Below are 22,711 nucleotides of genomic sequence, written 5' to 3'. Positions count from 1 at the left end.
TCGATCCCCGTAGCGAGACACCATGAAAATTCTTCACACGTCAGATTGGCATCTTGGCCAAAATTTCTATAACAAGAGTCGTAAAAACGAACACCAACAGTTTTTAGATTGGCTACTTCAACAAGTCGTTGAGCAGAGCATTGATGCCATTATCGTTGCGGGCGATATTTTCGATACCAGCACACCACCAAGCTATGCACGTGAGATGTACAACAAGTTCGTCGTAGATTGCAGCAAGTTGAATTGCCAACTGGTGCTGCTTGGCGGGAACCATGACTCTGTGTCAGTGCTCAAAGAGACACAGCAACTACTCAAGTACATGGGAACCGATGTGATTCCCAACACTAATGACGACTACCCAACACAAGTGCTTACATTGAAAGGTAAGTCTGGCGAGGTTGAAGCCTTGGTTTGCGCGATTCCATTTATCCGTCCCCGTGACGTACTAACTAGCCAAGCTGGTGTTTCTGGTGTCGAGAGACAGAAACAGCTGGGTGACGCCATTAAGCAGCACTATGCAAGTGTTTACCAAGCGGCCGTTGCGGAGCGTGAAAATTACGAGAATGCGAGCGAAATTCCTATTGTTGCAACGGGGCATTTAACCGCTATGGGTGTGCAACAGTCTGATTCAGTTCGTGACATCTATGTGGGTAATTTGGATGGCTTTGCTGCAGATGGCTTTCCACCAGCCGACTACATCGCGCTCGGCCATATCCATAGGCCGCAAGTGGTGGCGAAACAAGATCATATCCGTTACTGCGGCTCTCCAATTCCACTCAGCTTTGATGAACTCAAATCAACCAAACAGGTATGTATTGTCGAGTTTGAACAAGGGCAACGCGCGATTTCCCAATTGAATGTTCCAACCTTTCAGCCACTTGTCGAGATTAAAGGCGATCTTGAAAGCATTGAGACACAGTTAAACCAATATATTGGTCTCGATGGCGAGCAGAGTGTATGGCTGTCGATAGAAGTACAAACGCAGGATTACCTGTCTGATCTTCAAGAACGTATTTCACGTCTGACGCAAGAGCTCAATGTAGAGGTACTGCAATTACGACGAGCGCGAGAGAAGCGTAATCAAACTTTGAATCAAGAATCGGCAGAAACGCTGTCAGAGCTGAGCCCAATGGAAGTGTTTGAAAAACGCATAGCACTGGAAGACTTCGAAACTGAATCAGAAAAAGCACGTTTAGAGCGCATGACCGTGACGTTCAAACAAGTGATGACCGAAGTGACCGACGCAGAGGCTGAATAATCCGCTATGAAAATCTTATCTTTAGAATTTGAAAACCTGAACTCACTTAAAGGTCGTTGGAAGCTAGACTTCACTCAGTCGCCGTTTGCAGAAAACGGATTGTTCGCGATTACCGGGCCAACGGGCGCAGGTAAAACTACCATTTTGGATGCGATCTGTTTAGCCTTGTTCCATCGAACGCCTCGTTTAAAGAGCATCGCAAAAGGCAACAACGAGATCATGACGCGTGGCACGGGTGAGTGTTTTGCTGAGATTGAATTTGAAGTTAAAGGGAAGACCTACCGTTCTAACTTCCATCAAAAACGTGCTCGCAACAAGCATGATGGCGCACTCCAAACACCCACTTGCGAGTTTGCTGACGCGGACACTAATAAGGTATTAGAAACTCAGCTCAGTAAGAAGATCAAATTGGTTGAGTCGACAACTGGCCTCGATTTTTCCCGTTTCACTAAGTCTATTCTGCTTTCCCAAGGCGAGTTTGCGGCGTTCTTAAATGCCAATGCGAATGATCGTGCTGAACTGTTAGAAGAGCTGACGGGTACTGAAATCTACAGCCTGATCTCAGAGCGTATCTATGAGCACTACAAATCCAGTGAAGAAGGGCTAAACCAGCTTAAAGCGAAAGCCGAAGGTGTAAACTTGCTAACGGCTGAACAAGTTGAAGAGCTGTCTCAAAACAAGTCGAGTTTAGAAATCGCTTTAAAGCAGTTCGACCAAGAGCTGAAAGGTTGGTCAGAACATTTGGCTTGGTGGCGAGAACTCAACAAAGCCAAGCTATCACTTGAAAACAGTGAAAGTGAGTTGAAATCTGCTCAAGTAGAGATGGAAATCAATAGTCAGCAGCTAGAGCAGTTAGCGAAAAGTGAACCTGCAGAGAAGCTGCGCCCATTGCATAAAGATCTTCATCGCGTGCAGCATGAGGTAGCGTCATTAAATTCTCAACTGGATGATGCGAACAAACAGCTTGAAGCGGGCAATCAAGAGAAGCTTCAAACAGAAACGGCGCTCAATGTACAAACAGAAGCCACAAACCAACTTCGCAAAGAACAAACCGAGCTTGTGGCGACTATCGAAAAAGTGCGTCCACTTGATCAGAAAGTTGCTTTGCTCAATGAAAAACTAGCCACGCAGAAGCAATCCCAATCACTGCTTAAAGCGGAACAAGCGACGAAACAGTCTTTGATTCAAAATGCGGAAAAGTCACTTGAAGAGTTAAAAGTCCAAGAGAAAACACTGACAGAGTACTTATCGACGAACGAAAGCAGCAAATCTCTCGACCGCTATTTAGGCCAGTGGCAAACCAACGTTGCTCAAATGCGAACACTTGAACAGCAGCAAACCGAACAGCAAAAGCGAGTAGAGCGTCTTGCTAATGAAATTAGCGCTCAAGAGCAGCAAGCTAAGCAATTAACTCAAGACCAACAGAAGAACACTCAAGAGTTGTCATCGCTAACGACGGCCGAGCAAGCCGCGAAAGTGTTATGGGAGCAATCTCAGCAGGTACACAGCGAAGAGCAGTTAAATGGCTTGAAACACGTGTTAGAAGCGTGGAACCGACAAACTCATGCCTTAACGGATGTTCAACGTCGTTACTTATTTGCAACCGAACAAGCACAAGTCAAGCGTATCGAGTTGGAGCGCAAGACATCTGAAAACACAGAGCTCACAATGCAACGTGAGATCTTGCTTGAGCGTTACAAAGAGAAAGAGCAGTCACTAGAGCGTTTGAAGACCTTGATTGCTCAAGAGGGTGAGCTCGCTAAGTATCGCGCAATGTTAGAGCCAGGTTCTGAATGTCCATTGTGTGGCTCAACGGACCACTCGGTTGAACAATCTCAAGATGTCCATGCACTACTTCAGCAGCAAACCCAAGAATCAGAGGCTTTGGAGTTGGTTAGGAAAGATGGAAAGGATCTTCGTCAGAAACTGGATTCACTCGGCCCAATTTTGAATCATCTTGAAGGTGAAATTAAGAACTTAATAACAGATGCGGAGCAAGCTAAGCAGTCGTGGGCGCTGTTGGTAGAGAAGTTCACTCAAACGAGTGCAAGTAGTTCATATGCGAATGCACAATTAGCTAACAGCGCACCATTGATGGAGTGGGTTGTTACGCAAGAGCAGATTGCAGATAAAGATGCCGTCGCCTTGTTTGTCGATCGTTGTGAGCATGAACTGAATAAAGTCACTCAACTTCAACAGCAACAAATGCAAACTAAAGCAGATTACCAATCGGCAGAGAAGCAGCGTATCAATCTTGAGCTAGCGTTGAAAGATGCGCTTAACAAAGTTGAAGCACTATCAGTGCGTGTTGCAGATTTGCAGAAGCAGCGTATAGATGCCGAAGAACAAACTGCTCAATTGAAACAAACTCAGTTATCGCAGTGGCAGAGCTTACAACAAAGCATTACTGAGACTGGAAACAGCGCACCCGAGTTGGAGAGCATTGATCAATGGCTTGAAGTAAAAAGTGCGGCGTCGCAAGAGTGGCAAACAAACTACCAGCAGAAAGCCGAACTGGATAAAACGCTGATCGCTCAGCAAGAGAAGCATCAGTCTCTGGCAGCTTCCTTGGGTGAACAAACCAGCAAGCTAGAACTGCTTGAGAAAGATCTTGGAATGACCTCGGATGATCTTGCTAAGGTCCAGCAGGAGCGTCAGGCATTGTTTGGCGACAAGCAGATTCATCAGCAAGAGCAGTTGATGAACGCTCGAATGGAAGAGGCCACCAAAGAGCTTGAGGCTCTGAAAGCGGCATTCAACCGTTGCGAGCTAACTCTGCGTGAATGGCAAACTAAGCAAGCTGCATTCTCGAAAGAGCTTACTGCGAAACAGAGTGATTTCACTGTGGTCAATGAATCATGGACCCAAGCACTATCAGCCAGTCCTTTTGAGTCTGAAACCGAGTTTGAACAAGCATTATTGGACGAACAACTTCGAGCAGATCTTGTTGCTCTTAAACAGAAGCTCGATAACGCGATCGTCAGTAGCTCAGCCAAACTCAAAGCCGCTAAGCAAAGCGTTGAAGAACTGCTCGAACACGCTAACGCAGCTAAATGGCAAGAGGTTGAAATTGAACAAGTGGAGCAACAAGTCTCCGATTGCCAGCAACAGCAACAATCGACGGCCAGTCAAATCGGTGCGATTAACGCAAATCTAGAGATGGATAAGAAGAATCGCGAGAATCAACAACACTTGTTCAAAGAGATTGATGAGAAACAGCAAGCGTTTGATGATATCTCGCAATTGAACTCATTGATTGGTTCGAAGAATGGCGACAAGTTTAGAAAGTTCGCACAGGGGCTAACCCTTGAGAACCTTGTTTACCTTGCCAATAAGCAGTTGCAGCGCCTGCATGGTCGTTATGAGTTAAAACGCAAAGCGGAAGACGGACTAGAGCTGCAAGTGCTGGATACGTGGCAGGGCGATGTGGTTCGTGATACGAAAACGCTCTCTGGTGGTGAAAGCTTCTTGGTGAGTCTGGCTTTGGCGTTAGCGCTGTCCGATTTGGTGAGCCACAAAACCAGTATTGATTCGCTGTTCCTTGATGAAGGCTTCGGTACCTTGGATAGCGACACGTTAGATATAGCGCTCAATGCGCTCGATAACTTGAATGCGTCTGGCAAGATGATCGGTGTGATCAGTCACGTTGAGGCGTTAAAAGAGCGAGTACCCGTCCAGCTTAAAATCACTAAGCATTCGGGCTTGGGTGTTAGTGAGATGAGTAAAGAGTTTAAGGTCGCTTAACTAGTTGAAGCTAGTAACTCGTAATTAACAGCTAGTAAGTACGAAGGGGCAGTGAATCTGCCCCTTTTCAGTTGTTTTCTTTGTTATTTCAACGGTATTTCAAACCCTTAGCGACTGTTGAGCGTATAGCTTCTAACAACCTCAAGTTAGAGAAATACGATGCGAAAGAAACGCGACCTTCCCACTAAACTCTGCCCAGTGTGTTTGCGTCCATTTACGTGGCGCAAGAAGTGGCAAAAGTGTTGGGACGAAGTGCAATATTGCTCAGAACGTTGCCGCCGAAACACAGGCAGCATCCACAAGCCGTAAATTACCAAGGCAGCTCTTCACCGTTGTATGCGAAAAAGCGACCACTCTCTTGTGGCGTTGATCTTTCAATAATACTCAATAATTGGCGCGCCACGTCATCAGCATCGAACAGTTTGCCTTCAGGAACGTTGGTCTGAAATGGCTTGGAGAGTGGGGTATCGGTGGTTCCCGGATGTAGAGAAAGGATCGTTGCTCTCTTGGCAATACGGCTCCACTCGATGGAGATGGACTTAATTAGCATATTGAGTGCCGCCTTAGAGGAGCGATAACTGTACCAACCACCCAAACGGTTATCACTAATGCTGCCAACCTTAGCTGAAATGGTTGCGAACTTACCTGCAGGCGAATGTTTCAATAGAGAGGTAAAATGCTTTGCAATTAGTAGAGTCGGAAGCGCATTAGTCGTCATGTTCTCTAAAAAAAACTCTGGGTCGATAGTATTGAGGCTTTTCTCTGGTTGATGAGTCGTTGTATGGAGTATGCCGACACAGTTGATCAACCAATCTAATGAGCTGAAGTGAGATGCGAGCTGTTGTACGTCTGATTCTTGAGTGATATCGACCTTATGCCATGTGACATTACTGAGAGAGAAGTCTGGCTTGCCATTGCAGAAAGTCGTATGGACGTTGGCTGTAGGCGCGATTGTTTGCAACTGTTTCACTAAGGCTTTGCCTATACCGCCAGAGCCTCCAATCACTAATACGGTTTTGATAGCGTTTTCCATTACAAATCCTCCAAATGTTCGAGGTAATTTTCTGCACGTTGTAGCGTCTTATCTTGCTCTTGTTCGTCCATGTTGTCCCAAGAGCGGAAGATCATCCCCATTCGCGGATTGCGAGTGAGTTGCTCTCGGTGCTTAGTCATGAAACGCCAATACAAACTGTTGAACGGGCAGGCATCTTCATCACTTCTCGACTTCACGTTGTAGTGACAACCCTTGCAGTAATCACTCATCTTATTAATGTAAGCGCCACTTGCTGCATAGGGCTTAGTTCCAACAATTCCCCCATCAGCAAACAGAGCCATACCGCGTGTGTTTGGCATTTCTACCCATTCGATGGCGTCGATGTAGATGCCGAGGTACCACTCATCCACTTGGTCTGGATTAAGTTCAGTGAGCAGACTGAAGTTACCGGTCACCATAAGTCTTTGAATGTGATGAGCATAAGCAAACTCGTGTGACTGCTTGATCGCTTGCTTCATGCACAGCATTTTGGTGTCACTGTCCCAAAAATAGTGAGGTAGATTGCGATCCGCTTGAAAGTGATTGATGGTTTTGTAGCGCGGCATGTTGGCCCAGTAAACCGCGCGAATGTACTCCCGCCAACCGAGAATTTGACGCACGAATCCTTCCACCTGAGAAATATCGATGTTTGCGTTACTGTGGTAAGCATCAAGTGCCGCATCAATGGTTTCTTGGGGCGTAATCAGTTTGCTGTTTAAGCTGAAAGACAGACGACTGTGGTACAAGCCCCAACGAGAAGTATGATCTTTGGTCATTGCGTCTTGAAAGCGACCGAACAGCGGTAGGCAGGTATGGCAAAAGTGCGCTAGTAGAGACAAACTTTGAGCACGATTAATCGGCCATAACAGTCTTGTTTGATCGATTTCGCCGATGGTTTGTACATTGTGTCTGTCCATTCGCTCCACAATGTCGCTCACGTCATTAGCAAACATCAAAGGTGAGGGCAGTGCTTCGATATCTTTTGGTTTGAGTTTGTTTCTGTTGTTGCCATCGTAGTTCCACTTGCCACCCACAGGTTTACCGTCGTCCATTAACACAGAGAAGCGCTTGCGCATTCGGCGATAGAAATGTTCCATCATGATGTGCTTACCTGCTGGAAACTGCGGCTCAATCTCGTCAAACGGCAGCAAGAAGTGTTCGGTGCAGGTACAGTGCTTTACCGCTTTCGGTAGTTTGAGTTGAGCTAACTGGCTTAGCAGTCGGTACTCATCAGGTCGTTGATACTCGAATTTCTCGGCGTCAAACTCTGTTGTGTAGTGCTCTATCAACTCATTTAGAGATGGAAACTGTTTGGTATCATCCAATGTCAGGTGCAGCACCTCATGCCCTTCATCTTTGAGCTCTGAAGCGAAAACCGCCATTGCACTAAAAAACGCAGCGACTTTTTGCCTGTGATGATCGACGTAACCGGCTTCCTGATGGAGCTCCGCGATGATGTATAAGATATTGGAGTCACGATTAGAGAACCAAGAGTGCTGAATATTAAGTTGATCACCCAGTATTAGGCGTACAGTGTTGAATTTCATTCTCTAATCCTATTTAGCAATCTGGTGCAGTTCGTTAGTGGTCGCCCAACGTTGGATAAATTCGTGTTGCGGGTCGTACATTTGCGTCTGCTTTTCAAGATCAAAGTGACGAGTCTGTTGCCCATTCATACCTGCAATGTAAGACCAATTTCCCCAGTTAGACGCAACATCGTAATCGACCAATTGAGTCTCGAAATAGGCTGCACCCCAGCGCCAATCGCAACCTAACTCGTAGATAAGGCAACTCGCCGCTAGTTGTCTGCCCCGGTTAGACATATACCCAGTGGCATTCAGCTCTCGCATGCAAGCATCGACAATAGGATAGTTGGTGTTACCCATTTTCCATCGATTGAAAGCTGTTTCGTCCTTGGTACTTATATCGTGGGCTTTGGTACTTAAAGCGTGACTGTCTTGTGAGTTAGTAAATAGTGCATTGCCTGCAGCTCTAGCACGCCAGTAGAAATATTCACGCCATAGGAGCTCAAACTGAATCCAGTACGTTGACTCGTTTGATCCGTACTGTTGTTCATATTGGCGTAGCGTGCTGACAATCGTCTTTGGTGATAAACAGCCCAATGCCAACCAAGGTGAGAACTTGGTTGAGTGACTCATACCATCGAGCGCGTTTCGAGTCTGTTTATAGTGGCTAGCATAAGAGTGTCGGAAGTAATCTGTTATGCGTGCGATCCCGGCATTTTCGCCACCGTCAAAAAGTCCCACGCGTGTTTGACTCGATACGTGCGTAATCTGATTCGTGTCTGAGGTGTTTATGGCAGAGATACTAGGCGCGATGTTTAAGTTATCTCTCAACACATTTGGCAATTTAGGGAGCACAGGTGTGGGACTATGCTCTGTGATGTTTAACAGCTTGTTATCTGCCTCAACCAATTTACGAAAGCGAGTAAAAGATTTTGGAAGCTTGTTTAGCTCGAAAGGAAGATCAGCTTTGTCTAGCAGTGTGCTGTTGTTGGTAGAGATAACCTTTGTGTTAGGTAATGACTCCTGCACCTCTCGTATTAGTTCAGATTCATCACTGCCGGGATGTTGATTACAATAAATGTTGCTCACTTGGCAGGTTTCTATCAACTGAATTAAGTCGTCTGCTTCGCTGGAGTGCATCCTAAACAAGCTTTGATTTTGGGCTTCGAATCGTTTTGCGAGATCCTCAATAGACTGTTGCCAGAACAATAGCCTCTGTTCCCCAATTTGGTCTTCACCAGAGTGATGTTGAACGAAAGGAGAGATTTGAATAGGCATAACGACGCCGATGAGTTCATCAACTTGATCACACGCCAGTGATAAAAGCTCGTTGTGCGTAAAACGTAAGTCATTAGTAAAACAGTAAAGGCCAATTTTTCTCATCACTGTGGTTCTCTTGATTGGGATCTCGTGAATAGATAACTAGCGATAATTACGGTTTGCTAAAGGGGATCGATCAGGTAAGCATGTTAAAAGAGCTAGAAAAATCAAAGGGGAAGGGAAGCCTACCGAGCGGGACTTTGATTGAAGCAGAAGCGCGGTGCCCGGTAGGGTTTGAAGTTAAATCACGTAACCACTACTCGATTGGCACCACTAAAATATCGACCGGTGATTTATCAATAAGCTGTTTGGAGTGTGAGATGATTTTGCTCCAAAAGTCATGGTGGTGACCACAAATCAAAAAGTCGACTTGGTTAGCAGCGACTGTCTCTTTGAGTTTATCTGTTAGATCACCAGTACCCATAAACAGGTGCTTGATGTTGTGCTCGGAGTACGCTTCGAAATCTCTTAACTGTTTAACGGCATCTTCATTAAATGGGAGTTCGCCAGTGTGCTGCTTGATATCCACCAGCTCAGGGTATATCTCACCATGTGTTCCATCGATATAAACGAAAGAAAGATCGGCATCGAGTTTGTTGGCAAAAAATGTCGCTCTATCAATTAAGATGTTTGTGTCTTGTGACAGCTCAATCGCGACGAGTATGTGTTTGTATTCCATAGCTCACCTCTCTTATCTAGGGTCTATAAATAGCATAGAATTTCACCAATAAATTTCCTTCGAGCGGATCTCATATTAAACAAAATGCTCATATCTATTTGTTCTAAAGGAAGAACTTTCTATTACCCTGATAGTTCACTCAGCGTTGCCTGAATATCAATGAGTTAAGAATTACATTGGTTTATACAAGCGCTTAAATATCTTGTAAATTTGAGAACAAAAACCGACCGATTACTGTTTTTTTGCCACTGGCTCTCAATAAGTACTCAACTGATATCGTAAGCTATTAGGTAGATTTTGAAGACTAACGAGAGAGGAATGCATTATGAATAATGATCGCCATGGAATATCCGTTGGAGTAGAGCGAATCGACCACGAATATGTCCTGATGTTCAAAGCAACAGGCCATCTGACCCACCAAGATTACCTCGCCTTAACCCCCAAACTAGAGTCGGCACTGAAAACCGTTGGTTCTGAAAACATTAGAATGGTTGCTGATATCAAAGAGCTGAACGGCTGGGATATACGCGCCGCCTGGGACGACTTAAAACTGGGTATCAAGCTAAGAACCAATTTAGGCAGAGTTGCAATATACGGTGATAAGGGCTGGCAAGAGCTCGCATCCAAAGTGGGTAGCTTGTTTATCGCGGGTGAAGTTAAACAATTCACGGAATATGACGATGCGATCGACTGGGTAACTGCGGCAACCTAAGTAATCTTTTCTTTCGATTTTGATTTTCAATGCGTTGTCTCGATTTTCGGCATACAATTCAGGCAACGCATGCATTTGACTATTAGTTCAAGTGCGAATCTATAACTGGATACGAAACCCTGTTGAAACATTCGCGGGCATCATTAGTATCTTGCCGAGAAATACCATGAGAAAAATCTACGTTGTTGAAGGCGATATTAACGCCAAGAAACAAAAAGACGCCTATCCAAAACGTGTGTTGTGTGAGCAATGCGTATCCTCTTTTATCGTCATCAGTGAAGGCGACAGAACCTACCAAGCTTGTGACAGTTGTGGCGATGATTCGTAACGCTGATTTTTATTTATCCTTCCATTAAGTAGAAGCTACCTGTGAACAATTATTTTGAAAGTCCCTTTGTGGGCAAGTCTCTTAAAGAACAGGTGACTAATCCGAACATCATTGTTGGTGAACACAGCTACTATTCTGGTTATTACCACAACCACAGTTTCGACGATTGTGCCCGTTACCTTACGCCCGACAGAGACGACGTCGATAAATTGATTATTGGCAGCTACTGCTCGATTGGCTCTGGTGCCGTTTTTATGATGGCGGGTAACCAAGGACATCAAAACCAGTGGGTAAGTACATTTCCATTTTACTACCAAGATGATGAAAAATTTGAAGGAGCGATCGACGGCTTCGAACGTTCTGGAGACACTGTGATTGGCAATGATGTCTGGATTGGCACAGAGGCGATGATCATGAGCGGCGTAAAGGTTGGCGATGGGGCAATTATCGCTAGCCGCGCAGTCGTAACCAAAGATGTTGAGCCATACTCGATTGTCGGTTCTAACCCAGCTCGTCATATCCGCTATCGTTTTAGTGAGCCTCAAATTGCGCAGTTGCTAGAAATGAAGTGGTGGGAATGGAATGAAGAGCAGATCAAAGGTGCAATGTCCTTGATGTGCTCTTCTGATATCGATGGCTTGTACCAGTATTGGAAGACTTTTGCTTAGCGTCTGCTTGGTACATTGAATGGTGATTTAGCTAGATACCGGCTCCTACTTGGAAGTAGAGCGCGGTATCTTCTTCACTAAACGCAATATCAATCCCTGAAATTAGGCCATAACGCCTTGCGATAAGGTAACGAAATCCAACGCCGTACGCTAAGTGTGAGCTTTGGTCAAACATATCGCTGTCACTGTCACCAGCATAACCAATCCCAGTAAACACGCCGGTAGACCAACGCGGCGTCCATTGTTTGCTTACTTGTACCTCTGCCGCAAAGGTATGCTCTCCTTGATAGCGGTTTCTTGCAATACCTCTTAGCTGAATGTCAGGATAGTATTGAGGTGATAGAAAGCGTTCATCAGTTGATAAGGATTTGTATTGTCCGCGCAACGCGAGATTCCATTCTTTGTTGAGTTCCCAATAATTCAGTCCCTCTAGATTAAACGTTTGGTAGTTATAATCACTGCCAAGTCCATCACCAAACCATAGATACTCGGCGACATAGTTATAGCCTTGAGTTGGATTTAGAAAGCTGTTTTTACTGTCGTACTCAGCGATTAAGCCTAAGCCTGATGAAGTAGGTGAGGTATTCCCAATATTGTTTAGGATCTCTTGCGCTTTGGGGTGGTTATTGAGTGACAATTTAGGTGCAAAAAACTGTTGAGATAGGCCAACTAACCATGGCGAGTCTTGGATTCTGAATTGAAGCTTTTGTATCCCGCCCATGCCTTTTAAGCCAAGCTCGATACCTTCGTTTGGTTCGAGTGGTGAAAGGGCATTGGGAGAACTTTGTCGGTAGAAAGTCATGTTGATATCACCATAACCCAAACCACCAAGGTAGCGTATCGAATCCTCTTTCCAGCTTCGCTTGTGACCGATAAATGCCATCCAAGTGCCATTCTCTGTCGCGAAGCCACCGACTGCGGTGATCGCAGGTGTTAAGAGTTGTGCGCCTCCATCAAGGGACTTCTCCGCCAGTGCTTTGCGTGTGTTTTTCTGCTCTTCTGATTCATGAAGGAAGATACCGGTGAAACCACCACCGTAGCCAACCGCTGGCTCTGTAATCAGAATCGGGACCGGTAAAAAGCCATAGGCATTTTCAGCTAGGTATTCACCCATGTCTAAGTGACCATCGATTTGGTCTATAAAACTCACCGCACTTGCTGTTGTAGAGACCAGCACGAGAGCACTTGCGGCTAGGGGTTTTAAGTTCATAACGTTCCGTATTATTCACTGTCCAATAACTTCAGTGTAATCAAACGAATAGATAGCGCAATAAAACGAACGTTATTAAGTAAGTTCGGTGTTTAAAGGTGGGTCTATGATTAAAACAACGAGTACTTTAAGTATGTGCTGTTTCAATGTGACTTGAGTAAACGATGGATTATAAACAGTTTGCATAGAACGGTATGTCGCATTAACGTGGTGAAAGATTGGGAGGTATTATGATTAGTTGCAGTGATTATGATTATATTGAAATTGTGTGTATGCACAGGTACCCAGTTAAGCTCACTTTACACTCTGGAGAACAGATCGAGGGTGTTGCTTTAGATACCCAACGTAACCAAGACAAAGATGAATGCATTAAGTTAAGTATCGCTGGACAAGAACAACTTGTTGTATTGACAGGGATTGCTGAATTAGAAGTGTGTGTCGATAACCCCCATTTTAAGCAAAAATTTTTCAAAACCTTGTAGGGGTGACATATGAATACTTCGATTGAGCATTGCTACTGCATATCTTGTCGTGAGCGTACGCAACATGTTGTTGTTTTGGTGAGAAAGGAGAGTAAATTCGCGGGTAAACCAAATCAAAAGCGGCTTGAGTTTATTTCCGGTCTGGTCAAAGGCTGGTTTCTTGGCGGTTTTATCGCTGCGATGGATGAATTTTCTCGCCATGTTGTTTGTGAAAAGTGCGGACATAAAGAGATCCAAGACTAGAATTGACTCGGCTTAACAATTGATACGTTAATATGGCTTAGGGAATAGAAGAGTGAAAGAACAAACATTAGAGGCAGTAAAAGCGTATGGCTTTGCGGTAAGAACGAATAATACCGATGAAGTTGACCCAGCTAAGGCGAAAATTGGTGAGTTGTGGCAAGGCTTTTACGACCAAGCTTTTCCTAAGTTAACTCCAGACTCAAAGGTCTACGGTGTGTACACCAATTATGAGTCGGATTTTACAGGTGATTTTGATGTGATTGCGTGTACCAATGCGCTCACTGATAACACCATTGATCAACTTGTCGAAACAAAGATTGAGGCTGGTAAATATCTTACTTTCTCTGCAAAAGGAGAGTTGCCACAAGCAGTGATCGATCTGTGGGGAGAAGTATGGGCGTATTTTAACGAGCCTGATTGCCCACATACACGAACGTACACAACCGACTTTGAGCTGTACAAAGGCGAAACTGAAGTCGAGATTTCAATTGCGATTCAATAATCTTTGAGCAGCGATATATCGTGTAAAAGTTAATGAGATAAAAGAGCCGCTCGGTGTGAGCGGCTCTTTTGCAATTTGGTCTTATATAAAAAGACAATCTTGTTTGGTGTCATTCCACAATGGGTACTGTTTCATTACTTGGGTATAGAGTTTACTTTCGAGGTGAGTTCGTAACCAACGTCCGACGTTCTGGTATTCAGACTGCACAAACCATTTCTTTTCTACTCTTACAAACTGGCTAACGAAAGGCATCACGGCAAAGTCGGCTAAGCTAGGTGAATCTCCAAACAAATAGTCGTGCTGGGCGAGTTTACCTTCAAGCTCAGTGATAAAGAATTCACACAAGTTTCTACGCTGCTCGATGTCGTCATTTCGATAGCGAACAGAGGCGCGATACTTTTCTAAGTGACCAATAAACTCATTGTCATTGTGTTGAATGAGCTGGTGGATTTGTTCACTGAGTGAAGGGTTACTCGAACGAAGAAGATCTTGCGGATCGTTTTGTTGAAGCGCCCACATCATCACATCCCAACTCTGCTCAATAACCTTTCCATCGGGTAATACTAATACTGGGACTGTACCTTTTGGTGAGCATTTCAGCAGTTCTTCTGGCTTATCCTTAGTGACAATTTCACGAATTAAGACTTGTTGATTTGCAAGGAGAATTCCTAGCCTAGCACGCATTGCATAAGGGCAGCGACGCAGTGAATAAAGGATAGGCAAGTCATGAAGAGTCTTTGTTGTCATTAGGTTTAAAAGTTGCTGTGCGGTGGTAAAGGGTTGGTGATGTGGGTAGAATACGCGGCTTAAAAATTATAAGTAAGTGAGCGACTTCAAAAATGAGCAGAAAAATTGAGTTATTAGCCCCGGGTGGCGATGTAGAGGCGATTAAAGCAGCTATCGTAGCAGGAGCTAATGCGGTCTACTGTGGATTGGGTACATTCAACGCCCGTAACCGCGCCTCGAATTTATCTTTAGACGAGCTGAACGGCATTATTCGTCTTGCTCATGAGTACGGTTGTCAGATCTTTCTGACCCTGAATGTCGTGTTACTTGAGAGCGAAATTAAGAACATTAGTAAGCTATTAAACCAGCTTGTGAACACCAAGGTTGATGGCATCATTGTCCAAGACTTGGGTCTGTTTGATCTGGTGAAGAAATACTTTCCAACAATCGATGTTCACGCTTCTACCCAGCTAACGACGCACAACGAAGGCCAAATCAAGTTCTTGGCTAAGATTGGTGCGTCACGCGTGAACTTATCACGTGAGTTAAACCTGCCTGAGATTAAAGAGTTGACTCAAGTTGCGCATGACCACGATGTTCTAACAGAAGTCTTTGTTCATGGTGCTCTATGTATCGCGTTTTCTGGTCAGTGTTACTCAAGCTCGGTGAGTGTCGGTAACTCAGGTAACCGTGGTCGCTGTTCACAGGCGTGTCGTGATGAATACGAGATTACTGATGCAGGTAACCGTTACCCACTTAATCTGAAAGACAACTCTGCTTACTTTGATTTACCGGAACTGGTCGATGCCCAGGTTGATTCGTTGAAAGTTGAAGGCCGTATCAAGGGTGCTCACTATGTTTATACGGTAATCGATACATGGCGTAAGCAGATCGACAGCTTTATCGAGAGTGGCGATCTGATAGGTGACGATTCAAACCTACACAAGGTATTTAACCGTGACTTCACCAACTCTTTCTTGAAAGGTAACTTAACGAAAGACATGTTCATCGATAACCCGCGTGATAACAGTAAAAATTACGCGGTAGAGCAGGCTGCGAAACAGGTTCAACAGTTTGATCCTAATGCTGATGACGCGATCTCGGTTGTTCAAATCGAAGATGTCAGCAAAGACCTTCATGCAGCGAAAGATGTATTGGGTGATGAGATGCGCAGCAAAATTCAGTATCTGGATATCCGCAAAACACCAATCAAACTTTCGTTCAGTGCCTGTGAAGGTGAGCCTCTAGTGGTTTCAGTTATTTCTGACAAAGAGAACTTTGAAGTGAAGTCTAAATCTGTATTGATTGCAGATGGTGAGAAACCACTGACCAAGGAAATTCTAGAGAAACGCTTCAAATCACTTCGTAGCGGTATTCACTCACTTGAAGGTTATGATTTTGAGCAGTTCAATGAAGGTCTATTTGTCTCTTTGAAAGAGCTAACTCAGCTAAAAGAGGAGATCGACTTTATTCTGAATGGTTCTGTAGACGTTGTTAAGAATGTTGATGTTCCTGCGCTACCGAAGTTTGGCAAAGTGAACGAGACACCGACATTGTCTATGTTGATTGCTGACACTGCCGATCTGCACCTTTGTGATGTGACGGATGCGGACATCTACTTCAAGCTGCCTGAGAGCTATAAAAAGCGCAACAACAAGTACATTGATATCTTGTCTGAAAACCCGCGTTTGATCCCTTGGTTCCCAGCGGTGCTGATTGGCAAAGATTACATTGAAGCGGTTCGCATTCTTGAAACCGTTAAGCCGAAACGAATTGTTACCAACAACACAGGTATCGCTTACAAGGCTTATGAGATGGGCATTGAGTGGGTGGCGGGTCCATTCATGAACACGACCAACTCGCACGCTTTGTACACGCTAAAAGAGCAACTGAACTGTTCGGGTGCTTTCCTTTCAAACGAGCTAAACAAAGGACAACTGCGTCACGTTCGTCGTCCTGAAGGCTTTAAGCTTTACTACAGCATCTATCACCCAATTTTGATGATGACCAGCCGTCAGTGTTTCTTCCAAAGAACAGTTGGCTGTAACAAACCAGCTATTGAAGATGGCTGTATGCTTCGTTGTGAGAAAGCAACCACGATTACCAATGTGAAAGGCACTTCGTTTGCAGTGGATAAGCAGAAGGGTGGTTACCCAAGCATTTACAACCATGAGCAGTTCTTAAACCAAGATGCCGTTGCGGATCTCTCAAACCTGTTTGACGAGTTCTTTATCGACTTAACTGACATCGGTTCGGGCTCAAAAGAGAAAGCGGACAAGGTAGAGCTGATTAAGCAATTTGAAGCGCTAGTAACAGGTGACCAAGCTGCAACAGACAACTTAAACCACTTAGTGCAGATCAGAACCAACAACCAGTACGTTCAAGGGTTGTAATCCGACACACTCCTAAATGACAAAGGCCACTCAATCGAGTGGCCTTTGTTAATCCTTTAAAATGTATCTAGTTATTCAGCGACTGTTTCTTGCTTAAAGCATGGGCTTTTAAGTGTGCTCATCTTCTGAATTTCATTGAGCAGTCGAACAGAGAGTAGTGCTTTTTGATTGGATGCAAAGTCAAACATAACTATAGTGGCTGTGCCGATGGTGGTGACTTTCTGCTGCGCCTTACTGACGATAGCGTATTCCATAGTAAAACGGTCGTCTTGAACTTCTGTCACTTTTGAACCGACTAATAATGTGTCAGGGTAGGTGACTGGGCGGAAATACTTACAGTAAGTATCACCGAGTACTGGGCCAACTTTAGTGACAGCCATCTCTTCCATCAGCTCAACGTGCTTGAAAAAGTCTAAGCGAGCGGTTTCAAAATAGCGAAAGTAGACCGCGTTGTTCACGTGATTGAGTGCGTCCATCTCTCCCCAAGCCACGGGGATTTCAGTGATTACAGGGTATTCAGATAATAGTGCTTCCATGCAGACTCTCTTATTGTGGTTAGAATGATCTTTGAGAAATCATGAGTTATTGGAATAAAAACACTATCGCCATTTTAACATTGCTGCAACATTGAAAATGGCGAGCTGTGACTTGTGACCGATGAGCAAATACTCATCAAGCCCTGAGCTATCCGCGGACGTGTTTAAACTGTAACTCCACCAGTCTCTGATAAAGTTCGCAGCTCTGCATGAGCGAGTCGTGATTGCCCAGATCGACTAGCTTACCTTGGTCAAGCACGGCAATTTGATCGGCGTGTTTGATGGTAGAAAGTCGGTGGGCGATGATGAGTGTAGTTCGACCTTTCATAAGTTCTTCAAGAGCTTGCTGAACATGGTGCTCACTTTCACTATCAAGTGCGCTGGTGGCCTCGTCTAATAATAAAATATTCGGATCCTTTAGGATCGCACGAGCTATCGCGATACGTTGGCGTTGTCCTCCAGATAAGCGGACACCGCGCTCACCTAAAAAGCTGTTGTAGCCTTCAGGTAGCGACATAATAAAGTCGTGAGCATGGGCTTTCTTCGCGGCTGCAATAACTTCTTCATCGGTCGCACTAGGATTCCCGTAACGAATATTGTGGAACACATCGTGGCTAAATAATGCAGGTTGTTGTGGTACTAATGCCATTTGTGAACGTAGCTCATTAGGGTCAAACTGATGAAGAGGCACGCCACCAAGTGTAACGCTGCCAACTTGTGGGTCGTAGAATCGTTGTAGTAGTTCGAACAAGGTTGTTTTACCGGCACCGGAAGGCCCAACGAGCGCCAATACTTTTCCTTCTTCCGCTGTCATCGTGAGAGCCGTCGTAGCTGGATCATCTGGGCGAGAAGGGTAGCTAAAGGTGACATTATTGAAAGCTACTTCCGCCGCTAATCCTTTGGTTGTTTGAGGATGACTAACAGGCGCAACAATATGACTCTCAACATGCAAAATCTCAATCAGCCTTTCAGTTGCACCGGCTGCACGTTGAAGTTCACCCATGACTTCAGAGATGGTACCAAGCGATGAGGCGACCATGATTGCGTAAAATACAAATGCGCCCAAATCACCTGCCGACATAGTGCCATTAATTACATCACTACCACCAACCCAAAGCATTCCTGAGATAGCACTGAATACAATCAGAATCACGCCGGAGATTAGAATCGCACGCTGTTTAACGCGCTGACGACCAATCTCGTAGGCTTTCTCTACCTCTTTGCCAAACGAACTGATTTCTTGCTGTTCATGGCTATAGCTCTGTACGGTTTTAATATGTTCAATGGCTTCGCCTGCATAAGATCCAACATCTGCCATTGAATCCTGGCTCTGACGAGAAAGGGCTCTCACACGTCTGCCATAAACCAAGATAGGCACTAGAACAAACGGAACCGATGCTAATACGATCAGGGTGAGTTTGATATTGGTCGCAAACAGCATGATCACTGCGCCAATACACATCAACGCGCTGCGCATCGCCATTGAAAACGATGAGCCAATAATGCTCTGTAGCAGGGTAGTGTCAGTAGTGATACGCGACATAATGTCACCACTGCCGTTGGTTTCAAAATAGCTCGGGTGCAGCGAGACCACATGCTTGAACACTGCTAAGCGTATATCGGCACTGACACGCTCACCAACCGATGAAACCAGATAGAAGCGGAAGAAGGTCCCGACAGAGATCAAACCAATGATCACCAACATAAATTGAATCGCGTTCCCCAGCTCATCGGTTGAACGTTGGGTAAAGCCTTGGTCGATAAGAATACGCACACCATGACCGACAGTAAGCGTAAGACTTGCGGTAAAAATCAAAGCTATCAGCGCAATGGCCACTTTTCCTCGGTATGGCTTAATGAACTGAAATAGCTCAAGCAAGATCTTTAAGCTCTTTTTTGTTTGTTCCGGTGGCGGTGTGGTTTGCTCTTCAAGCGTAGAAGCAGGGTCGGACATTAGACTACCTTAGTATTGATTGATAACCCATTAAAGCACGTTATCGCTGGTTGTAATGTGCGATACAAGCTGATCTTGGGGATTACTACTTCTCTAACTATATGACTCACCGCGTTTATTTTAAACCATCTCACACCTGATTATGTGGGTATTCATAACTCGTTTCGAGTTGAATCCTCCAATATTTATTCACCGAACATCTCTATTTTTCTTAACGCAAAGAGATCGTCATTATCAAAGCCTTGTTTTATAAAACTGCGTTCAAACGTTTGCTAATTTAATCGCCTTGCTTCTAATTCAATGAGATAGATTAGAAACTTACACGACCAGATAAATAGCCTACATTTTGCGCAATGTTTGTTACAAAAATTCAACAAAGTAAATTTTTATACATTTTTCTTGCATAAAAAGTCTGAATGAATAGAATAACCAACAAATGACAATTAATGCAGTATTTTGGCATGAGTATTCAAGTAAAGAGCATCAACAAATCGTACGGCGACACCCAAGTTCTTCACGATATTTCGTTCAATTGCGAAAGCGGTGAAACACTGGTTTTACTTGGCCCAAGTGGTGCCGGTAAAAGCTCGTTGCTTCGTGTATTAAACCTGTTGGAAATTGCAGACGATGGCCAACTAGAGATTGCTAGTGAATCGTTTGATTTTTCCGGCTCTATCCCAGAGAAACAGGGCCTGCAACTTCGTCGTAAAGTAGGCATGGTTTTCCAGCAGTACAACCTTTGGCCACACATGACGGTGATTGAAAACCTGATTGAAGCGCCAGTTAAAGTTGCAGGAATGGATAAACAAGAGGCGATTGCTCAGGCTAAGAAGGTTCTCGAAACGCTGCAATTAGCGGACAAAGCCGATGCATGGCCGCTAAAACTTTCAGGTGGTCAGCAACAACGTGTCGCGATTGCACGTGCCTTGATGATGAAGCCAGATGTGTTGCTGTTTGATGAACCAACCGCTGCGCTTGATCCTGAAATTACCAATCAAGTTGTCAGCATTATTAAAGAGTTAAGCGGAACTGGCATCACCCAAGTGGTGGTCACTCATGAAGTCGATTTCGCGAAAAAGATTGCCAGCCATGTTCTCTACCTTGAAAAAGGGTACATCGTAGAGCACGGCACGAGCGATGCGTTTATCAACCCGCAGACTCCGGAGTTTGCCGAGTATCTCACTCATTAGATCAGCGCACGATATTAGATTAAGTAAAAACACAACATCGATTAAAACAATCAAATTATAAGAATGGCCACAGGCCGCAATTACACAGTATTCGGAGTAACAAAATGAAAAAGATTCTACTAGCTTCACTTATCGGCCTTGCTTCTTTCAACGTAGCAGCGCAACAAGAGATCAAATTCGCAATGGAAGCGACTTACGCACCATTCGAGTTCATGGATGAAAACAACCAAATCCAAGGTTTCGACGTTGACCTAGCCAATGCGCTGTGTGAAGAGATGCAAGCGAAATGTACATTCCACAACCAAGCATTTGATAGCCTGATCCCTGCACTTAAATTCAAGCGTTACGACGCGGCAATTTCGGCGATGGATATTACTGATGCTCGTCTAAAGCAGGTGAACTTCTCTAACGCTTACTACGATAACTCTGCTGCGTTCATTTCTATCGAGGGTAAAGTTGCTGACCAAGCAGCACTAGAAGGCAAGCGTGTTGGCGTTCAAAACGGTTCAACACACCAAAGCTACCTACTAGAGCAGATGACTGGCGTAACTGCAGTACCTTACTCAAGCTACCAAGATGCATTCATCGACATGAAAAACGGTCGTATCGATTCAGTATTTGGTGACACAGCGGTTGTGGCTGAATGGTTTAAAAAGCAAGACAACCTAACGTACGTTGGTGATCAAGTAACTAACCAAGAGTACTTCGGTAATGGCTTTGGTATCGCAGTAAACAAGAGCAACCAAGAGCTAGTTGACCAACTAAACGTAGCGCTAGCAGCAGTGAAAGCGAACGGCGAATACGACGAAATCTTCAACAAGTACTTCGGTAAGTAATATGGAATTAACGGGTTACTCTCTAGGGCTCGTCGAAGCAAGCTGGATGACCATTCAGCTTGCATTTGTCAGCCTATTAGTCGGATTAGTTTTAGCTGTACTGTTTGCAAGTGGAGAGATGTCTCGACGCATCGCAATTAAATGGCCAACAACGGCGTTTGTCACCATGGTTCGTGGTTTGCCAGAGATCTTAGTCGTGTTGTTTATCTACTTTGGCTCGACTCAAGTACTGTTTATGGTCACTGGCGATTTCGTTGAGGTGAGCCCGTTTTTATCTGGTGTTGTTGCACTGTCACTTATTTTTGCATCGTACGCTTCTCAGACTTTGCGTGGTGCATTAAAAGCCGTTAGCAAAGGGCAGAGAGAAGCAGCAAGCGCACTGGGAATTCCTCAATCGCACGCTTTCTTCAAGATTGTTCTCCCACAAGCGGTAAGACACGCACTGCCGGGTTTAACTAACCAGTGGCTGGTTCTTCTTAAAGACACGGCGTTGGTTTCGCTAATTGGTGTGACTGATCTACTAAAGCAAGCACAATTAACTTCGGCGGCAACACACGAAGCATTCACATGGTACGCAACCGCAGCAGCTATTTACCTAGTGATCACTTTGGTTACGCAAAGAGCAGTAAAAGTGATTGATGCGAAATACTCAATCCAAGGTTTAGGCGCGAAAGGAGCTATGGCATGAATGAACAGTACTTCTCTCAAATGCTTGAAGGCCTAGTGACCAGTATTCAACTGACAGGCGCATCGCTGCTTGTCGGCTGTATCTTATCGCTTTTGATGACCGTTACTTTGGTGTTAAGGCTGCCAGCTATCCATTGGCTAACTCGTGGCATCATCACCTTATTTACTGGCACGCCTCTTTTAGTTCAAATTTTCTTGGTGTATTACGGCCCAGGTCAGTTTGATTGGATTCGTGAAAGCTTTATGTGGACTTGGCTAAGTCAGCCATGGTTTTGTGCAATGTTAGCTCTAGCTCTGAACACCGCGGCATATAGCACACTGCTATTTAAGGGCGCATTCAACGCGATTCCAGCAGGGCAGTGGGAAGCTTGTCGAGCGTTAGGTATGGACAAAGTAGCAACGCTTAAAGTGCTACTTCCATATGCACTGCGCCGAGCGGTTCCAGCTTACTCAAACGAAGTGATTTTGGTATTCAAAGGCACGTCACTCGCGAGTACCATCACCATCATGGACTTAATGGGCTACGCGCAGCGTATCAACGGCCAAACTTATGACACACTAACTGTGTTCGGTATAGCTGGTGCATTCTACCTAGCCGTAAATGGACTTCTAACGTTAATTTTCCGCCAAGTAGAGAGGAAAGCGCTCGCGTTCGAAGCTGCTTAATACTACCAAGCACAGTAG

General features: G+C 44.8%; 22 protein-coding genes. 14 read left to right on the top strand and 8 right to left on the bottom strand.

Annotated features, from left to right (window positions below):
• The first annotated feature begins 22 nt into the window (after positions 1 to 22).
• The 3 genes from sbcD to KI655_RS01270 all read left to right on the top strand — a co-directional run bounded on the left by sbcD (position 23) and on the right by KI655_RS01270 (position 5,311).
• Complete coding sequence (gene sbcD, locus KI655_RS01280) at positions 23 to 1,258, top strand: exonuclease subunit SbcD (RefSeq protein WP_285400949.1); 1,236 nt, start codon at positions 23 to 25, stop codon at positions 1,256 to 1,258.
• 6 nt (positions 1,259 to 1,264) lie between these two features.
• Complete coding sequence (locus tag KI655_RS01275; RefSeq protein ID WP_285400947.1) at positions 1,265 to 5,002, top strand: SbcC/MukB-like Walker B domain-containing protein; 3,738 nt, start codon at positions 1,265 to 1,267, stop codon at positions 5,000 to 5,002.
• A 159-nt stretch (positions 5,003 to 5,161) separates the two neighbouring features.
• Complete coding sequence (locus KI655_RS01270) at positions 5,162 to 5,311, top strand: DUF2256 domain-containing protein (protein ID WP_285400945.1); 150 nt, start codon at positions 5,162 to 5,164, stop codon at positions 5,309 to 5,311.
• Between the two features lies 1 nt (position 5,312).
• On the opposite strand, the gene KI655_RS01265 is transcribed toward KI655_RS01270, so the two are convergent.
• The 4 genes from KI655_RS01265 to KI655_RS01250 form a co-directional block, all read right to left on the bottom strand.
• Positions 5,313 to 6,035 (bottom strand): SDR family oxidoreductase, encoded by a 723-nt coding sequence (locus tag KI655_RS01265; protein WP_285400943.1) that lies wholly within the window; start codon positions 6,033 to 6,035, stop codon positions 5,313 to 5,315.
• Positions 6,035 to 7,582 carry a cryptochrome/photolyase family protein gene (locus tag KI655_RS01260; protein ID WP_285400941.1) on the bottom strand — a complete coding sequence of 516 codons (1,548 nt, stop codon included), beginning with the start codon at positions 7,580 to 7,582 and terminating at the stop codon, positions 6,035 to 6,037. The genes KI655_RS01265 and KI655_RS01260 overlap by 1 nt, the downstream gene beginning before the upstream one ends.
• Before the next feature lie 9 nt (positions 7,583 to 7,591).
• Complete coding sequence (locus tag KI655_RS01255) at positions 7,592 to 8,944, bottom strand: DASH family cryptochrome (protein WP_285400939.1); 1,353 nt, start codon at positions 8,942 to 8,944, stop codon at positions 7,592 to 7,594.
• 193 nt (positions 8,945 to 9,137) lie between these two features.
• Positions 9,138 to 9,560: a universal stress protein gene (locus tag KI655_RS01250; RefSeq protein WP_032548939.1), complete on the bottom strand. Its 423-nt coding sequence runs from the start codon at positions 9,558 to 9,560 to the stop codon at positions 9,138 to 9,140.
• Between the two features lie 325 nt (positions 9,561 to 9,885).
• Here KI655_RS01250 and KI655_RS01245 point away from each other — a divergent pair, with 325 nt between their 5' ends.
• The 3 genes from KI655_RS01245 (at position 9,886) to catB (ending at position 11,268) form a co-directional block, all read left to right on the top strand.
• Positions 9,886 to 10,272, top strand: coding sequence for an STAS/SEC14 domain-containing protein (locus KI655_RS01245; protein WP_285400936.1), 387 nt, complete (start codon positions 9,886 to 9,888; stop codon positions 10,270 to 10,272).
• A gap of 166 nt (positions 10,273 to 10,438) precedes the next feature.
• Positions 10,439 to 10,600, top strand: coding sequence for a hypothetical protein (locus tag KI655_RS01240; protein WP_285400934.1), 162 nt, complete (start codon positions 10,439 to 10,441; stop codon positions 10,598 to 10,600).
• A 41-nt stretch (positions 10,601 to 10,641) separates the two neighbouring features.
• Positions 10,642 to 11,268 carry a type B chloramphenicol O-acetyltransferase gene (gene catB, locus KI655_RS01235; protein WP_285400932.1) on the top strand — a complete coding sequence of 209 codons (627 nt, stop codon included), beginning with the start codon at positions 10,642 to 10,644 and terminating at the stop codon, positions 11,266 to 11,268.
• Positions 11,269 to 11,299: 31 nt separating this feature from the next.
• On the opposite strand, the gene KI655_RS01230 is transcribed toward catB, so the two are convergent.
• Entirely contained in the window at positions 11,300 to 12,478 is a 1,179-nt protein-coding gene (locus KI655_RS01230) for a BamA/TamA family outer membrane protein (RefSeq protein WP_285400930.1), read from the bottom strand.
• A gap of 230 nt (positions 12,479 to 12,708) precedes the next feature.
• Here KI655_RS01230 and KI655_RS01225 point away from each other — a divergent pair, with 230 nt between their 5' ends.
• From KI655_RS01225 to KI655_RS01215, 3 genes are read left to right on the top strand one after another with little or no spacing between them, the layout of a single operon-like run.
• Positions 12,709 to 12,960, top strand: coding sequence for a Rho-binding antiterminator (locus KI655_RS01225; protein ID WP_285400928.1), 252 nt, complete (start codon positions 12,709 to 12,711; stop codon positions 12,958 to 12,960).
• A gap of 9 nt (positions 12,961 to 12,969) precedes the next feature.
• Complete coding sequence (locus KI655_RS01220) at positions 12,970 to 13,203, top strand: hypothetical protein (RefSeq protein WP_285400926.1); 234 nt, start codon at positions 12,970 to 12,972, stop codon at positions 13,201 to 13,203.
• Between the two features lie 52 nt (positions 13,204 to 13,255).
• Positions 13,256 to 13,705, top strand: a complete 450-nt coding sequence (locus KI655_RS01215; protein ID WP_285400925.1) for a GyrI-like domain-containing protein — start codon at positions 13,256 to 13,258, stop codon at positions 13,703 to 13,705.
• A gap of 81 nt (positions 13,706 to 13,786) precedes the next feature.
• On the opposite strand, the gene KI655_RS01210 is transcribed toward KI655_RS01215, so the two are convergent.
• Positions 13,787 to 14,389, bottom strand: coding sequence for a glutathione S-transferase (locus KI655_RS01210; RefSeq protein WP_285400988.1), 603 nt, complete (start codon positions 14,387 to 14,389; stop codon positions 13,787 to 13,789).
• A gap of 155 nt (positions 14,390 to 14,544) precedes the next feature.
• On the opposite strand from KI655_RS01210, the gene KI655_RS01205 reads away from it, so the two are divergent.
• Positions 14,545 to 16,824 carry a peptidase U32 family protein gene (locus tag KI655_RS01205; protein WP_285400923.1) on the top strand — a complete coding sequence of 760 codons (2,280 nt, stop codon included), beginning with the start codon at positions 14,545 to 14,547 and terminating at the stop codon, positions 16,822 to 16,824.
• Positions 16,825 to 16,895: 71 nt separating this feature from the next.
• Here KI655_RS01205 and KI655_RS01200 read toward each other — a convergent pair whose 3' ends face one another.
• Together KI655_RS01200 and KI655_RS01195 are read right to left on the bottom strand one after the other, a co-directional pair.
• Positions 16,896 to 17,360: a thioesterase family protein gene (locus KI655_RS01200; protein WP_150872559.1), complete on the bottom strand. Its 465-nt coding sequence runs from the start codon at positions 17,358 to 17,360 to the stop codon at positions 16,896 to 16,898.
• A gap of 148 nt (positions 17,361 to 17,508) precedes the next feature.
• Positions 17,509 to 19,314 (bottom strand): ABC transporter ATP-binding protein/permease, encoded by a 1,806-nt coding sequence (locus KI655_RS01195; protein WP_285400920.1) that lies wholly within the window; start codon positions 19,312 to 19,314, stop codon positions 17,509 to 17,511.
• Positions 19,315 to 19,775: 461 nt separating this feature from the next.
• On the opposite strand from KI655_RS01195, the gene artP reads away from it, so the two are divergent.
• The 4 genes from artP (at position 19,776) to artM (ending at position 22,693) form a co-directional block, all read left to right on the top strand.
• Entirely contained in the window at positions 19,776 to 20,504 is a 729-nt protein-coding gene (artP, locus tag KI655_RS01190) for an arginine ABC transporter ATP-binding protein ArtP (protein WP_285400918.1), read from the top strand.
• 104 nt (positions 20,505 to 20,608) lie between these two features.
• A complete protein-coding gene (locus tag KI655_RS01185) occupies positions 20,609 to 21,340 on the top strand; it encodes a lysine/arginine/ornithine ABC transporter substrate-binding protein (protein WP_285400916.1) in 732 nt (243 codons plus the stop codon).
• A 1-nt stretch (position 21,341) separates the two neighbouring features.
• Entirely contained in the window at positions 21,342 to 22,028 is a 687-nt protein-coding gene (gene artQ / locus KI655_RS01180) for an arginine ABC transporter permease ArtQ (RefSeq protein ID WP_285400914.1), read from the top strand.
• Entirely contained in the window at positions 22,025 to 22,693 is a 669-nt protein-coding gene (gene artM, locus KI655_RS01175) for an arginine ABC transporter permease ArtM (RefSeq protein WP_285400912.1), read from the top strand. Before artQ ends, artM begins: the two co-directional genes overlap by 4 nt.
• Positions 22,694 to 22,711 lie beyond the last annotated feature (18 nt).

Source organism: Vibrio sp. D404a, assembly GCF_030248535.1.
Classification (GTDB): domain Bacteria; phylum Pseudomonadota; class Gammaproteobacteria; order Enterobacterales; family Vibrionaceae; genus Vibrio.
This window is presented reverse-complemented; position numbering and strand designations above follow the sequence as displayed.

What these genes read in the sequence shown, in the direction of transcription:
- sbcD (WP_285400949.1), top strand. Translation starts at nt 23, where the DNA reads ATGAAAATTCTTCACACGTCAGATTGGCATCTTGGCCAAAATTTCTAT.
- KI655_RS01275 (WP_285400947.1), top strand. Translation starts at nt 1,265, where the DNA reads ATGAAAATCTTATCTTTAGAATTTGAAAACCTGAACTCACTTAAAGGT.
- KI655_RS01270 (WP_285400945.1), top strand. Translation starts at nt 5,162, where the DNA reads ATGCGAAAGAAACGCGACCTTCCCACTAAACTCTGCCCAGTGTGTTTG.
- KI655_RS01265 (WP_285400943.1), bottom strand. Translation starts at nt 6,035, where the DNA reads ATGGAAAACGCTATCAAAACCGTATTAGTGATTGGAGGCTCTGGCGGT.
- KI655_RS01260 (WP_285400941.1), bottom strand. Translation starts at nt 7,582, where the DNA reads ATGAAATTCAACACTGTACGCCTAATACTGGGTGATCAACTTAATATT.
- KI655_RS01255 (WP_285400939.1), bottom strand. Translation starts at nt 8,944, where the DNA reads ATGAGAAAAATTGGCCTTTACTGTTTTACTAATGACTTACGTTTTACG.
- KI655_RS01250 (WP_032548939.1), bottom strand. Translation starts at nt 9,560, where the DNA reads ATGGAATACAAACACATACTCGTCGCGATTGAGCTGTCACAAGACACA.
- KI655_RS01245 (WP_285400936.1), top strand. Translation starts at nt 9,886, where the DNA reads ATGAATAATGATCGCCATGGAATATCCGTTGGAGTAGAGCGAATCGAC.
- KI655_RS01240 (WP_285400934.1), top strand. Translation starts at nt 10,439, where the DNA reads ATGAGAAAAATCTACGTTGTTGAAGGCGATATTAACGCCAAGAAACAA.
- KI655_RS01230 (WP_285400930.1), bottom strand. Translation starts at nt 12,478, where the DNA reads ATGAACTTAAAACCCCTAGCCGCAAGTGCTCTCGTGCTGGTCTCTACA.
- KI655_RS01225 (WP_285400928.1), top strand. Translation starts at nt 12,709, where the DNA reads ATGATTAGTTGCAGTGATTATGATTATATTGAAATTGTGTGTATGCAC.
- KI655_RS01220 (WP_285400926.1), top strand. Translation starts at nt 12,970, where the DNA reads ATGAATACTTCGATTGAGCATTGCTACTGCATATCTTGTCGTGAGCGT.
- KI655_RS01210 (WP_285400988.1), bottom strand. Translation starts at nt 14,389, where the DNA reads ATGCGTGCTAGGCTAGGAATTCTCCTTGCAAATCAACAAGTCTTAATT.
- KI655_RS01205 (WP_285400923.1), top strand. Translation starts at nt 14,545, where the DNA reads ATGAGCAGAAAAATTGAGTTATTAGCCCCGGGTGGCGATGTAGAGGCG.
- KI655_RS01200 (WP_150872559.1), bottom strand. Translation starts at nt 17,360, where the DNA reads ATGGAAGCACTATTATCTGAATACCCTGTAATCACTGAAATCCCCGTG.
- KI655_RS01195 (WP_285400920.1), bottom strand. Translation starts at nt 19,314, where the DNA reads ATGTCCGACCCTGCTTCTACGCTTGAAGAGCAAACCACACCGCCACCG.
- artP (WP_285400918.1), top strand. Translation starts at nt 19,776, where the DNA reads ATGAGTATTCAAGTAAAGAGCATCAACAAATCGTACGGCGACACCCAA.
- KI655_RS01185 (WP_285400916.1), top strand. Translation starts at nt 20,609, where the DNA reads ATGAAAAAGATTCTACTAGCTTCACTTATCGGCCTTGCTTCTTTCAAC.
- artQ (WP_285400914.1), top strand. Translation starts at nt 21,342, where the DNA reads ATGGAATTAACGGGTTACTCTCTAGGGCTCGTCGAAGCAAGCTGGATG.
- artM (WP_285400912.1), top strand. Translation starts at nt 22,025, where the DNA reads ATGAATGAACAGTACTTCTCTCAAATGCTTGAAGGCCTAGTGACCAGT.